Origin of the sequence: Planococcus maitriensis, from assembly GCF_003289925.1 — a bacterium.
Taxonomy (GTDB): domain Bacteria; phylum Bacillota; class Bacilli; order Bacillales_A; family Planococcaceae; genus Planococcus; species Planococcus maitriensis.
The window spans coordinates 113,659-126,044 of record NZ_QLZQ01000001.1; the positions used below are offsets into that span (position 1 = coordinate 113,659).

Annotated in this window: 10 protein-coding genes; 6 read left to right on the forward strand and 4 right to left on the reverse strand. The window is 52.9% G+C overall.

What is annotated here, in order from left to right; genetic code table 11:
• Positions 1-11 precede the first annotated feature (11 nt).
• Positions 12-1,634, forward strand: a complete 1,623-nt coding sequence (abc-f, locus tag DP119_RS00590) for a ribosomal protection-like ABC-F family protein (protein WP_112229913.1) — start codon at positions 12-14, stop codon at positions 1,632-1,634.
• A 54-nt stretch (positions 1,635-1,688) separates the two neighbouring features.
• Here abc-f and DP119_RS00595 read toward each other — a convergent pair whose 3' ends face one another.
• Positions 1,689-2,339, reverse strand: a complete 651-nt coding sequence (locus DP119_RS00595; protein ID WP_240616348.1) for a hypothetical protein — start codon at positions 2,337-2,339, stop codon at positions 1,689-1,691.
• A 70-nt stretch (positions 2,340-2,409) separates the two neighbouring features.
• On the opposite strand from DP119_RS00595, the gene DP119_RS00600 reads away from it, so the two are divergent.
• From DP119_RS00600 to DP119_RS00615, 4 genes are all read left to right on the forward strand, one after another.
• Positions 2,410-2,796 (forward strand): RDD family protein, encoded by a 387-nt coding sequence (locus DP119_RS00600; RefSeq protein WP_101191774.1) that lies wholly within the window; start codon positions 2,410-2,412, stop codon positions 2,794-2,796.
• Positions 2,797-2,938: 142 nt separating this feature from the next.
• On the forward strand, positions 2,939-3,874 hold the full coding sequence (locus DP119_RS00605; RefSeq protein WP_112229916.1) for a LytTR family transcriptional regulator DNA-binding domain-containing protein: 936 nt from the start codon (positions 2,939-2,941) through the stop codon (positions 3,872-3,874).
• A 137-nt stretch (positions 3,875-4,011) separates the two neighbouring features.
• Positions 4,012-4,857, forward strand: a complete 846-nt coding sequence (locus tag DP119_RS00610; protein WP_112229918.1) for an ABC transporter ATP-binding protein — start codon at positions 4,012-4,014, stop codon at positions 4,855-4,857.
• Entirely contained in the window at positions 4,854-5,564 is a 711-nt protein-coding gene (locus DP119_RS00615; protein ID WP_112229920.1) for an ABC transporter permease, read from the forward strand. Before DP119_RS00610 ends, DP119_RS00615 begins: the two co-directional genes overlap by 4 nt.
• A 74-nt stretch (positions 5,565-5,638) precedes the next feature.
• On the opposite strand, the gene DP119_RS00620 is transcribed toward DP119_RS00615, so the two are convergent.
• A complete protein-coding gene (locus DP119_RS00620; RefSeq protein ID WP_112229922.1) occupies positions 5,639-6,919 on the reverse strand; it encodes an alpha/beta hydrolase in 1,281 nt (426 codons plus the stop codon).
• A 418-nt stretch (positions 6,920-7,337) separates the two neighbouring features.
• Here DP119_RS00620 and DP119_RS00625 point away from each other — a divergent pair, with 418 nt between their 5' ends.
• A complete protein-coding gene (locus tag DP119_RS00625) occupies positions 7,338-8,396 on the forward strand; it encodes an LLM class flavin-dependent oxidoreductase (RefSeq protein WP_112229924.1) in 1,059 nt (352 codons plus the stop codon).
• A 47-nt stretch (positions 8,397-8,443) separates the two neighbouring features.
• Here DP119_RS00625 and DP119_RS00630 read toward each other — a convergent pair whose 3' ends face one another.
• A complete protein-coding gene (locus tag DP119_RS00630) occupies positions 8,444-11,617 on the reverse strand; it encodes a bifunctional diguanylate cyclase/phosphodiesterase (RefSeq protein ID WP_167399168.1) in 3,174 nt (1,057 codons plus the stop codon).
• A 162-nt stretch (positions 11,618-11,779) separates the two neighbouring features.
• Entirely contained in the window at positions 11,780-12,127 is a 348-nt protein-coding gene (locus DP119_RS00635; RefSeq protein ID WP_146747846.1) for a hypothetical protein, read from the reverse strand.
• Positions 12,128-12,386 lie beyond the last annotated feature (259 nt).

Genomic DNA, 12,386 nt, shown 5'->3' on the forward strand with positions numbered 1-12,386 from the left:
AGGCGTAAACGATGCAAATCACAGCACAACAACTAACGAAATCCATCGGCGGCAATGAAATCTTCACCAATTTATCGATCGAAATCAATGAAAAAGAACGAATCGCAATTGTCGGCCGCAACGGTTCAGGCAAGACGACTTTATTCCAACTGCTGGCGGGGCTGGAAGAGCCGGATGCCGGCACGATCATCCGGACGAAGAATACCCAGATCGGCTATCTGCACCAAATCCCTGACTATCCGGGATATAGCGTCTACGAAGTGTTGAACGAAAGCTTCAGCGAATTGCACGGAATGCAGAAGCGTCTTGGCGAACTGGAAATCCAGCTGGCAAATGGTGCGGACGAGCGGGTGCTACGGCAATACGGCGAGCTGCAGGAGCAGTTCATGGAGGCCGGCGGTTATGAAACGGAGTCCAAGATAGCAGCCGTGGCAAACGGACTTGGTGTCGCACATCTGACGGCCCAGCAGTTTGATTCGCTCAGCGGGGGCGAGAAAACGAAAGTGATGCTCGCGCAGCTCATTTTGCAAAAGCCTTCCGTCCTGCTGCTCGATGAACCGACGAACCATTTGGACCTGTCGGCGATCGAATGGCTCGAACATTATTTGGAATACTACAGCGGTACGGTCGTCGTCATATCGCATGACCGGCAATTCCTCAATAACGTCGTGCACAAAGTCTATGAAATCGAAGACGGCGAGATGTGGGAAAGCAAAGGCGATTACGATGCCTACCTGCGCAATAAGCAAGCGAAGATGGAACAGCAATTTGCGGCGTATAAAGAACAGCAGAAGAAAATCCAGAAAATCAAGGAATCCATACGCCGCCTGCGCCAATGGGCGAACGAAGCCTCACCGCCGAATCCGGATCTGTTCCGCAAAGCGAAAATGATGGAGAAGATGCTCGAGCGTATGGAAAAAGTGAAGCGCCCGGCAGCGGAAAAGGCGATGAAGTTGAAGCTGCAAGCCAATGACCGCAGCGGCAAAAGGGTGTTCGAGCTGCAGGATGTGTTCCACGGCTTCGGCGATGAAGTGCTATTTGCTGATGTCGAGCTATCCGTTTACTGGCAGGATCGCTTGGCAATCGTCGGCGACAACGGCACCGGCAAATCGACTTTGCTGAAGATTTTACTTGGTGAAATCGAACCGGTCGGCGGGGAAGTGCGCCTCGGCAGCAATGTCAAAATCGGCTATCTCGCCCAGCAGTTTGAGGCGTTCGACGGAGAGGCGCGCGTTATCGAAGCATTCCGCGATAAATTGTCGGTGACAGAAGGCGACGCTCGCCATTTGCTTGCGCAATTCCTGTTCTACGGCCACGACGTCTTCAAGCGCGTCAAGGATCTCAGCGGGGGCGAGAAGATGCGTTTGCGTCTCGCGCAGCTCATGCAGGAAGATTGCAATGTGCTCATATTGGATGAACCGACCAATCATCTCGACATCGAATCGCGTGAAGTGCTTGAGGAAACCTTGAAAGAGTTCAACGGCACGATCATCGCGATCAGCCACGACCGCTATTTCCTGCAGAAGCTGTTCACGAAAATCGCTTGGATTGAAAACCAAACCCTCACGTTGCATGAAGGTTCTTACGAGTGGGCAGTGGACAAGCAGAAAAACGCTAACGGGATTCTGCAATGACCAACTGAATTACTGGACAAAAAAACGTTCCTGGCATCGTGCCGGGAACGCTTTTTAATGATCTTTAGTTGCCGTGCGGTTGAACAATAATACAAGAATCGGCCCGACCACCGGCAGCAAAGCCAATTGCTTGAAGTTCGCGTCCGGCAAGAAGCGGTACATGGCATAGATCGACAAGCCCCATAGCACGAACCAGTCGATGGTCATGACCGACACCAAACTGGAAGTTTGGAACGCTTCCGCGTAGGCTTCTGGCGAAAAGCCGCGGAAGACGGTGAGGAAATTGATGATGCTGATGGCAGCGACAAAGATCAGCCACGCTTTCGAGCGCAGGATTCTGTGCAGCCAATTCGGGCCGCGGCGCTTTTTCTCTGGCGGCTTGTCGCCGAATGCGAAATACGGCAAGAGCGAGAATGCCCCGACTCCGAACGACACGAGCGCGAACGGCCACGCCGGCCAGCGGAAGCGGTCATTCGGCACAAGAAGCGTCAAAAAGACGAGCGGGAAGATGCCGAGCGAGTTGAAGACAGCGAGTATGAGCGGGTCGACCCCTTCCCAATAGCCCATGAGAAGCGGGCCGAACTCGATGCCGCCGGAACCCGAAGGCGCGAAAAAGACAGCGTATGCAATCATCATCAGCCAAATCACTAGAAATGCCATGCGTGTCACCTCGATTTTCCTTGGTTTTTCCTTATCATAACGCATACAGCTCCGGCTGTCTTTGCCGAGCCGAAACGGTATAATGGATATATTCAGCAATGAGGGGGAATGGAACATGGATGCATTGACGAAAAAACGCGGCAAGGCGATAGCGATTGATTTTGTGGTATCCGGTGCATTGACTGCAGTCGTGGAACCGCTGTTACGCAAGAAAATTAAACAAGAGTGGGTGCATGCGCTTGTGACGCCGACTGCGGTGTTCTGGGGACTCGAATACGTCCAGTTGAAGACAAGCGGGCAGACGCTCGGGCAAAAGGTGGCAGGCATTAAGATCGAAAATGCGGACGGTGGGGAACTGACGGATCAGCAAATCCTGAAACGCCTCGCACACCGCGATTCGATCATGCCGCTCCAATGGTTCAAACAACGCGGGCAGGACATGGGCGCACAAATGCCGCATGACCGATATGCGCACACCTTAGTACGTGAACTCGATAAGTAAACAGCAAGGCGGCATCCAATGGGGCGCCGCCTTTTTCGTGGAATAGAAAAAACGCAATTTCCAAAAGCGAAACTGTCTCTAGCGGCAAAAGAAAGGTTACAATATATGTAAGAATTTTTTTTTCGTTAGACAGGAGGAACCTATGAACATTCGAGAAATGAACGTCAACGGACAGAAAATCATCCCGTCGCTGGAATTGAGCATGGAGAAAGGCAAAGTGCTGGGTATTCAGACCAATGTCCAGCGCAAGAAAATCCTCCTGGCCCAATTTGCAGAGCGGGGAGATGCCTATTTGTCGTTTGCGGAACAAGGCGAATACACGCGTTTGACCGTCGAGGAATTGCTGCGCTTTATGAAGTCGGTCAGCGGCCACGACAAGCCGGTCCACTCAATGCTTCAGTTGTTTCAATTGGGCGACTACCACAAAGTGAAAATTGCCGATTTGCCGTCGTCGAAGAAAATCTATTTGTCCTTGCTGCGCGTTTATTACGCACAGCAGCCGATCATCATCTTGGAGGAGCCGTATTTTCAACTGGAAGAACCCGATCAATTGGCATTTAAGCGGCTGTTGGAAGAATTGTCGGAAGAAAAACAAATCCTGATTCTCACTGCTAATCTGGAAGATGCGTTGATCAGCTGCGATGCTATTTACCGTTTGGATGAAGCGGGGTTGCATCTATTGGATATAACGGATGCTGAAGATGAAGCGGAAAATGCTCACGAAACTGGCGAAGCGGAGTTCAAGATCCAAAAAATCCCGACGAAAAAGAACGATAAAACCATTCTGTTCAACCCGCCGGAAATCGATTATATCGAAAGCATCAATAGCTCGGCTATGGTTCATGTGGCAGGGGAGACCTATACGTGCGCACTCACCTTGGCGGAATTGGAAGACAAACTCCAGCATTACGGGTTTTTCCGCTGCCACCGCTCGTATATCGTTAATCTGCAAAAAGTGCGGGAATTGATCACGTGGACGAAAAACAGCTATAGCCTGCGTTTGACGACCGGAAAAGATTCCGTCGTGCCGCTGTCGAGGACGAAATTAGCCGAATTAAAAGAGTTGCTGAACATTTAATTTCCCGGGAAATAATCACCGAATCACGGATTTTACGGTACAGTTCGGCCGGGAAATGGTACATATTAGCGGAATCACAAAGCGTCTGCTCCTTTTTCTTACTATGCTGGTGTTATCAACGAAAAGGAGTGGCGCACATGAATGCAATTTCCGTACAGAATATCCAAAAAGCATTTGGCGGCAATATGGCTTTAAAAGATGTATCTTTCGAAATTCCGAAGGGAGAGATTTTCGGCTTTCTTGGGCCGAGCGGTTCCGGAAAAACGACCTTGCTCAAGATTTTGACTGCCCAATTGGAAGCGACGGACGGGCATGCTGCTGTCATGGAGATGCCGTCTAGAATGATGCAAAAAACAGCCCAGAAACGGCGCTTCGGCATCTTAACTGACAATAGCGGCTTGTATGAACGGTTATCTATTGAAGAAAACCTGGATGTGTTTCGGCGTTTGTATGATTTACCCAAATCGTCCATTGACCAAGTGCTCCATTTCGTCAATTTGAATGCCGACCGCAAAAAGCGGGTCAGTGTGCTGTCGAAAGGGATGCGCCAGCGCGTCACGTTGGCGTGCGCAATTATCCACGAGCCGGAATTGCTGTTTTTGGATGAGCCGACGTCCGCGCTCGACCCGGTCAACACGGCGCATATCCATAAAGGCTTGCGCTATTTGAATGAACGGGGGACGACGATCTTTTTGACGACCCATGATATGACGGAAGCGGAATCTCTGTGCGAACGCGTAGCGATTTTGCATAAAGGAGAAATTCGTGCGATTGGGGCGCCTGACGAATTGAAAAAGGTGCATCGCGATGGCACGCTGACGGTGGAATTGACGTCGGGAGAAAAAGAGCGCTTGTCGATGAACGAAGATTCGGCGACGGCCATTGCCGGGTGGATGAGCCGTGGGCAAATCGACCGCATGTACACGAATGAGCTGAGCCTTGGTGATATTTTTATCAAACTGACGGGGAGTGAATTGGTATGAACGTGTCTTTAAAGCGTATCCAAGCGATTTTCATCAAAGATTATAAAGAGTTCTCCAGGAACTATGCGGTGTCCATCATGATTTTGTTTCCGATTGCGTTTGCGCTCCTTTACCGGTCGGAAGCTGGCGATCAGGCAGCGATCTATGCGTTCATCATGAACTTTTCGCTGGCGATGCTCACCAGTTTCGTACAGGCCTGTTTAATTGCCGAGGAGAAAGAGCGCAATACGCTGCGTTCGCTCATGATGACCCCGGCCTCGATGCTCGATGTGCTGATCGGAAAAAGTGCGCTCGTCTTCCTTATTTCAGCGGCTGTCCTGGCGTTCACCACCTACTTATTCGGTTACGAGACCTCGAATGTGATGCTGCTGGCGGCGGCGCTCGGGATTTCCATCTTGCTTTATACAGCGATTGGGACGATTTGCGGCTTGTACTCAAAGACTTTGCTGGAAGCCTCGCTATCGGTTTTTCCGGTGCTGATCATCTTTACAGCCGGGCCGTTTGCGTTGGCCTTTGAAGAACAGTATCCGTTTTTGGAAGTGCTGCGCTATTTACCGAGCAGCCAATTGAGTGAGTTGCTCGTGGCGATGGAAGTTGGAGCGGCTGCTGGGGAACTCGCCAGACCGCTTGTCATCATCTCGGTATGGGCAGTGGTGTTGACCATTATTTCGTTTATCCTTTATAAAAAGCGCTTGATGGACCAATAAAAAAATCCGGCTGAACCGAAAAGTTCAGCCGGATTTTTTATGGTTATTTTTAAAGGGAAGCCCGGTGCATGTGATTAGTTTTTCAAGAACTCCGCAATTCTCTCCACCAGACCGTCTGCAAGCGGCAGATCGGGGTCGGCATAAGCTGCCATATTGGCTTGCTGGTCATCCGGTACGGGTTTCAGTACGTGGTTCATGTCGTCGACAATCAATAGTTCGGAACCGGATTTCGCTTCGTGCAGCAGTTCTGCATCCCGTGCCGGCACTTGCAAATCACGCGTGCCGCCGACAAACAATGCCTCCGCGTCGAGTTTTGCGGCTTGTTCAATCGGGTCATACGCCATCCATGACTGGAGGTATGGCTGAACGGAAAGACGGAAGATTTGCTGCAGTTCCGGGCTCACCTCGTCCACCGTTTCGCCTTGTGCGAGTTGCCCAAGAATCGCATCAGCTTCCTCCCGCTGTGCGGCCGGCAAAGTACTGAGCTGTTCTTTCAACAGTTCATCCGCTGTGCGCCCGACGCCCGTCAGCGATACATAGGAGTCGACGCCTTCCTGGTTGGCTGCGACGAGCCCGACGAGCGCGCCTTCGCTATGGCCGATGACCGTGATATCCGTAAAGCGCCCGTCTTCTTTAGCGAAACGGATCCAAGCGGCGGCATCTTCCGCGTAATCGTCAAAGCGCAGTTCGGATTCGCTTTTGGCGAGTGCGGCATTGTCCCCGACGCCGCGCTTGTCGTAGCGGATGACCGCGATGCCCTCGGCTTTCAGTTCTTCAGCGAGCATCTTCAGGCTATTGTTCTTGCCGGTGAGTGTCAGCGAATTGCCGTCTTTATCGGTCGGCCCGGAACCGGCAATAAGGATCGCTGCGGGGTGTGGCCCGTCCGTATCAGGAATTTCTTCCAGCGCCTGCATCATGCCGCCCTCGACTTCCGTTTCGATAATTTTCTCGGGATCGGCGGCTTGTTCTTTCTCGCCCCGCTCGAGTTCAAACGGGAATTTCTGGTTTTGCTGCGTCATGTTGCCGGTGATTTTTTCTGTATTCAGTGCTCCTTCGAACACCAAACGTTCGCCTTGTATGGTAGTGTCAAAAGCCACTTCCGGATCATCAAACTTAACCGTCGACAAAGGATAGTTTTCGATGCCTTGCAGCGGAATACTCAAGCTGCCTTCGCCTTCAGTAAATTCAATCGAAAACGGGATCGGCTGTCCTGGAACTTCAATCGCGCCTTGCCAAAATCCATCGATTTTCGAAGGCGTTGCGCTTTCTGCTGTGTCTTCGTTGTTTCCGCCTGAACATCCGGCAGCGAGCAGGATTCCTGCAAGCGCCAGTGCGGCGGCTGTCCATTTTTTCATCTATTGGCCTCCTAATGCTATAACTTTGAGTTTGTTTTACAACGAATAGAATATTAGAGATTAAAGAATGGAGGGCGGCGACTCCTAAGGGAGCAGTGACGGAGCACAGCGAAGGAGCGACATGAGTCTGGAGACCCCGCAGGAAATAAATGGACGAAGCAAAGCTGAGCACATTTATTTGCGTCGCATCTGCTGTGCAGATGTGAAAGCACACGGTTTTCGTAGCGACCGAGGAGGCTCCAGCCATGCCCGCGAAAAGCGTCCGTCCAGAACGAGTTTAAGTTTTTCACTAATATACACTTCACTAGAAGAGCCCCGTTTTCCTCCCTCTTTTCAGCCGAATGGATGATTTCCACACCGCCGCGCGAGCCGTTATACTGAAAAGGATTGGGAAAAGCAAGGCGAAAGGATGGAGAACATGGAACAATACCGCATCAATCCGGACAACGGTCTCGAGTTCGGCATCTATACACTCGGCGATCATCTGCCGGACCCGCATACAGGAAAACGGCAATCGGAAGGGGAGCGGGTCCGCGAGATCATCCGCTTCGCGCAGCTTGCCGAACAGGCAGGCGTCGACTTTTTCAGCGTCGGCGAAAGCCATCAGGAATATTTCGCGACGCAAGCGCATTCAGTCGTCCTCTCGGCGATCGCGCAGGCAACCGAAAAAATAAAAGTGTCGAGCTCTTCGACGATCATCTCCACATCCGACCCGGTGCGCGTTTTCGAGGATTTCGCGACAATCGATTTGATCTCGGAAGGGCGCGCTGAAATCATCGCCGGGCGGGCGTCGCGTGTCGGGCTGTTCGATTTGCTCGGCTATGACATCCGCTACTACGAAGAATTGTATGAAGAGAAATTCAAGCTTCTGTTGGAAATCAACGAACAGGAAACCGTCAATTGGAACGGCCGCTTCCGCGCATCGCTAAAAGACGCGCAGATTTTGCCGCGCCCGGAACACGGCCGGCTGCCGATTTGGCGTGCGGTCGGGGGACATCCGTCAAGCGCCGTCAAAGCGGGGCGGGCTGGCGTGCCGATGATGCTCGCGACGCTCGGCGGCCCAGCGGAAACGTTCAAGATGACCATCGATGCCTACCGCAATGCCGCGACAGAAGCAGGATACGACGCAGCGCAATTGCCGGTTGCGACAGCCGGCTTCTTCAACGCCGCCGAGACGACCCAGCAGGCGCTTGCGGAATATTATCCACATGTGGATAAAGGAATGGTCAAAACCAATGGGCGCGGTTATCCACAGGAAGCGTTCCAGCACGGGGCGACGAAAGAAAGCGTCATGAATATCGGCAGCCCCCAGCAAATCATCGAGAAGATCCTGTATCAGCACGAACTCTACGGCCATCAGCGCTATATCGCGCAAATGGATTTCGGCGGTGTGCCGATGGAGCGCCTCGAGCGCAATCTCGAATTATTGGCGACGGAAATTTTGCCGGCAGTGCGCAAGTATACGCGCAAGGATTGAGGGCACAGGAAAAAGGCGCGCAGCCGGATCAGCTGCGCGCCTTTTTATTATTCCAATGGCTTCGCTGAGGTGCTTGCCGCATTATAATCAGGCTCGCTGAGAAAGGCGTCGAGGCTTCCCGGCGGCAATGGGCGGCTGAACAGATAACCTTGCCCGACGATGCCAAAGGGCTGCAGTAATTCTGCCTGTTCCTCGAGTTCAATGCCTTCGATGACGATACGGGCATCGAGGTTCTTCCCGACTTCGATGATGGCCGCGAGGATGAACAGATTGCGCCGGTTGATGAGCACTTCATCGATCAGGGATTTGTCGATTTTCAAGGTATCGATTTCGACATTTTTCACGACGTTCAGCGAAGAATAGCCGGCGCCGAAATCGTCGATGGCAATGCGCAGCCCGAGCGCTTTCAGTTCGCAGATGATGCGTGCGGACCGTTCGATATCGAGCATGACGCTTTCCGTGATTTCGATCTCGAAGCGCCTTGGGTCTGCGCTCTCCTGTTCGAAGATGGCGCGTACCTTTTCACTGAAGTCGGGATCCTTGAATTGGCGCGCCGAGACATTGACGGAAATGTTTTCCGCCGCATGGCCGAGCGCACGGAACTCTTTGGCGTCACGGCATGCCTGGCGCAGCGCCCATTCGCCGATCGGCACGATCAAGCCGGTCTCTTCTGCGATCGGGATGAATTCCGATGGCGGCACATTGCCATAAGGCGATTGCCAGCGCAAAAGCGCCTCATAGCCGATTACTTCGCCGCTCGCCAAATTCACTTGCGGCTGATAATGGAGGGCGAATTGCTGTTCATCGAGCGCTTTTTTCAGCGCCTGTTCCATCTGGCTCCGGCGTGTCATCAAGCTGTCGAGTTCGCGGGTGAATACCTGGAAATTGTTTTTGCCGTTCTGCTTTGCGGCATACATCGCGAAATCGGCTTCTTTGATCAGTTCCTCGCCGTCGCTTTCACAGCCGGTCTGGACAGCGATGCCGATGCTCAAGGTCACGGAAAATTCCTGTCCGAGCAATTGCACCGGTTCGCGCATCACTTGGAGGATCGCCTGGGCGAGTGCGTGGGCTTGTGGTTCGCCCGTATTTTCCGACACGATGATGAACTCATCGCCGCCGAAGCGCGAAATCGTATCATCCGGGCCGAGGCAGGAATGGATGCGGTTGGCGACGATTTTCAGGAATTGGTCGCCGCCGAAATGACCGAGCAGGTCGTTGACGCTTTTGAAATCGTCGAAATCGACCAGCAAGACCGCGATTTTTTGCTGGTGCTCCTCGGTTCTGGCAAGGACATTGCGGATATTCTGGTAAAACCAGTGGCGGTTCGGCAGCCCTGTCAGCTGGTCGGTGAAGGCGAGCCGGTTGATTTCCTGCTCGTTCGATTTTTTCTCCGTGATGTCACGGACGATGGCGAAGACGCCGTCGATTTCACCGTTCCTGCGCTTTGGCACGGCGTTGATGTCGACTTCGAGGATGTCGCCGTCTTTTCGTCTAATGCGCTGTTCGAAATTGACGGCTTCGCCGTTGAGTGCGGAGGCGAAAAAGCCTTGCACCCGCTCGACCTGTTCGGCGATGAGCGGGGTGAAGTCGAGGCCGATCAATTCGTCGAGCCTGTAGTCGCTGAGCTGCTCGGTCATCGCGTTGGCGTTCACGAAACGGCCTTCCCTGTCCATCTCGAAAACGGCATCGAGGTTGTAGTCGAACAGTGAACGGTATTTTTCTTCACTTTCGGCAAGCAGGACGAGCGCCCGTTTTTCAGCGGAAATGTCTTTGGCGATCCCGTACACGCCGGTCACGGTGCCGTCGATCAAAATCGGCATATTGGTGATGCGCAGCGACACGCGCCGCCCGGATTTATGGATGCCGACTGTTTCGTAATTCTGCGTCACGCCCTCAAGTGCCAGGCGGAACTTCGCTTCGGTCGCAGAAAGATGGCAGCTTTCGACGACTTTATGGAAAGTCGTTTCGGTCAATTCTTCCCTCGTATAGCCGAGCAGGCGGACGAGCGAATCGTTGACATCGATCAAGCACCCGGAAGCGTCCATCGAAAAGATGCCGTCCGGGTTGTTGTGGAACAGCGATTCATAGCGTTGGCGGTTCAGTTCTAGTTCACGGTTGATTTGCTTCTGTTCGGTGATGTCGCGGATCAACAGCTGCGATGCTGAATTGCCTTCGAACTCAATGCCCATTCCGGTCACTTCCACATCGCGGGCTTCGCCTTGCGGAGTGATCCAGATCTGTTCAGCGGGCTGGGTGCTGTGGCCGCGGTTCATCGACTGGATGCGCGACTTCGCCAGTTCACGGTAATCGGGATGAACATAAGCCAGCACATCTGTCCCGATCAGTTTTTCGGCGTCGGTTTCCCCGAACAAGTTCAAACAGGCTTGATTGACGAATAACAGCCTGCCATTGCTGTGGATGGCGATCGCTTCCGGCGATAATTCCGCAAGTCTCCGGAAGCGCCGCTCGCTTTCACGGATTTTCTTCAAATAGCGTTGTTCATTCATCAGCTGTTTCTGGTCGAGATACGCCAGATAGCCGGCGATGGCGAGCATCAGAAGAATCAGCGCCGAGACGACGAAAGCGAGGCCCATATTGCTGAAGGAATGCGGCCCTGTCGGCATTTCGGAATAACTGACCGCTTCCATGCCTGTATAATGGGCCGCTGAGATCATCGCGCCGAGGATAGTGGCGCTGGCGAGTTTCCTGCGCGCCGATTCCGGAGCTTCACGGTTGCGGGAGAAAATCCGCAAGGCGACCAGTGAAAAACCGAACGCCACTAGGACCGACAAAGCGAACGGCGTCACATGGAAGCTGGGTGTGCCGACTGCTTGTGCAGCGGCCATGCCGGTGTAATGCATGAACAATACGCCGAAGCCGATGGAAAATCCGCTGAGCACAAGCCGGGATTTTGGCGGATCCGGCAAGCGAAGTATATAAAAAGCCGGGACCGTGGCACCGACTGCACCGATAAAGGAAACGCTCAGCAAAAGCGGGTCATATTGCACGGGTGCGGCGGAATGGTGGGTCAGGATGCCGATAAAATGCATGGAGAAGATGCCCGCGCCGAACACGAGCGAGCTGCCGCCGACCCACCATAGCGGATGGGTGCGGCTTTTGTCGGTAATGCGCCCGATCAAGAGCAGGGCGATATAGGAAGCGGCGATGGCCGTCAAGACGGAAAAGCCCACAAAGACCAGGCGCGCGAATTCCAAAGGCATGAAAAACAGTCCTTTCGCAATCATGTTGTGGGGACTATTATACCTCACTTGAATAGCAATAAAGTACAGAAAAAATATCCATAAGTATTATATTTTAAGAAATTTATGGCAATAAACAATGAAAAATAAAAACGGCTGCATGCGGCGAAAACCGTCAGGCAGTTATCCGTTTTTCCGTTGCCGCAGATAATCGATGGCGTTGGTGATTTCCTTGACGACTTCCATCTTTGTGCCCGTTCCTTGGATGCGCCGGCACCAGATGAAGGCAGAGACTGGCGTAGCGGGCGGATGCTCGATGACGAGAATGTCGTAAGGCGGGACTTCCGTTCCTGCTGTAGGAACAAAGTAAGCTGAGTAGAGCGTCGTCTCGACGACCGTCCGGCGAACGGGATAGTCTTCACCGAATGTATCGGGATTCAATTCCTTTATGCGCGAGAGGTCGGGCTGGTTTAATGGCGGTATATAGTTGCACCTGTCTTTCTGTAGAATTTCGTTTGGGTCTTTGTCCATACCCGATACCGAAAAATGTATGCGAAGCACCGCGGGTTTTTTGGGGTGTTATCCAAACAGCGCTGCCTTCGGGTCTTCGCCGGGATTGTGGGCAACCATCGCATGCGATTGGCCGCGATGATGGGAAGGGGGCGATGCGCCGGGCAACCGGCTAGTCCCTTTCAGCCGGCTGCACATTTCACTTGCATTTTCCTTGTGAAAAAGCGCCCAGCATGAAATCGGGACGAGAGAGTTTGCGGGGTGCTTGCGCTGGCAATAA

Excerpts from the sequence above, each read along its gene's own strand:
- abc-f (WP_112229913.1), top strand. The coding sequence starts at position 12 with ATGCAAATCACAGCACAACAACTAACGAAATCCATCGGCGGCAATGAA.
- DP119_RS00595 (WP_240616348.1), bottom strand. The coding sequence starts at position 2,339 with ATGCGTTATGATAAGGAAAAACCAAGGAAAATCGAGGTGACACGCATG.
- DP119_RS00600 (WP_101191774.1), top strand. The coding sequence starts at position 2,410 with ATGGATGCATTGACGAAAAAACGCGGCAAGGCGATAGCGATTGATTTT.
- DP119_RS00605 (WP_112229916.1), top strand. The coding sequence starts at position 2,939 with ATGAACATTCGAGAAATGAACGTCAACGGACAGAAAATCATCCCGTCG.
- DP119_RS00610 (WP_112229918.1), top strand. The coding sequence starts at position 4,012 with ATGAATGCAATTTCCGTACAGAATATCCAAAAAGCATTTGGCGGCAAT.
- DP119_RS00615 (WP_112229920.1), top strand. The coding sequence starts at position 4,854 with ATGAACGTGTCTTTAAAGCGTATCCAAGCGATTTTCATCAAAGATTAT.
- DP119_RS00620 (WP_112229922.1), bottom strand. The coding sequence starts at position 6,919 with ATGAAAAAATGGACAGCCGCCGCACTGGCGCTTGCAGGAATCCTGCTC.
- DP119_RS00625 (WP_112229924.1), top strand. The coding sequence starts at position 7,338 with ATGGAACAATACCGCATCAATCCGGACAACGGTCTCGAGTTCGGCATC.
- DP119_RS00630 (WP_167399168.1), bottom strand. The coding sequence starts at position 11,617 with ATGCCTTTGGAATTCGCGCGCCTGGTCTTTGTGGGCTTTTCCGTCTTG.
- DP119_RS00635 (WP_146747846.1), bottom strand. The coding sequence starts at position 12,127 with ATGGACAAAGACCCAAACGAAATTCTACAGAAAGACAGGTGCAACTAT.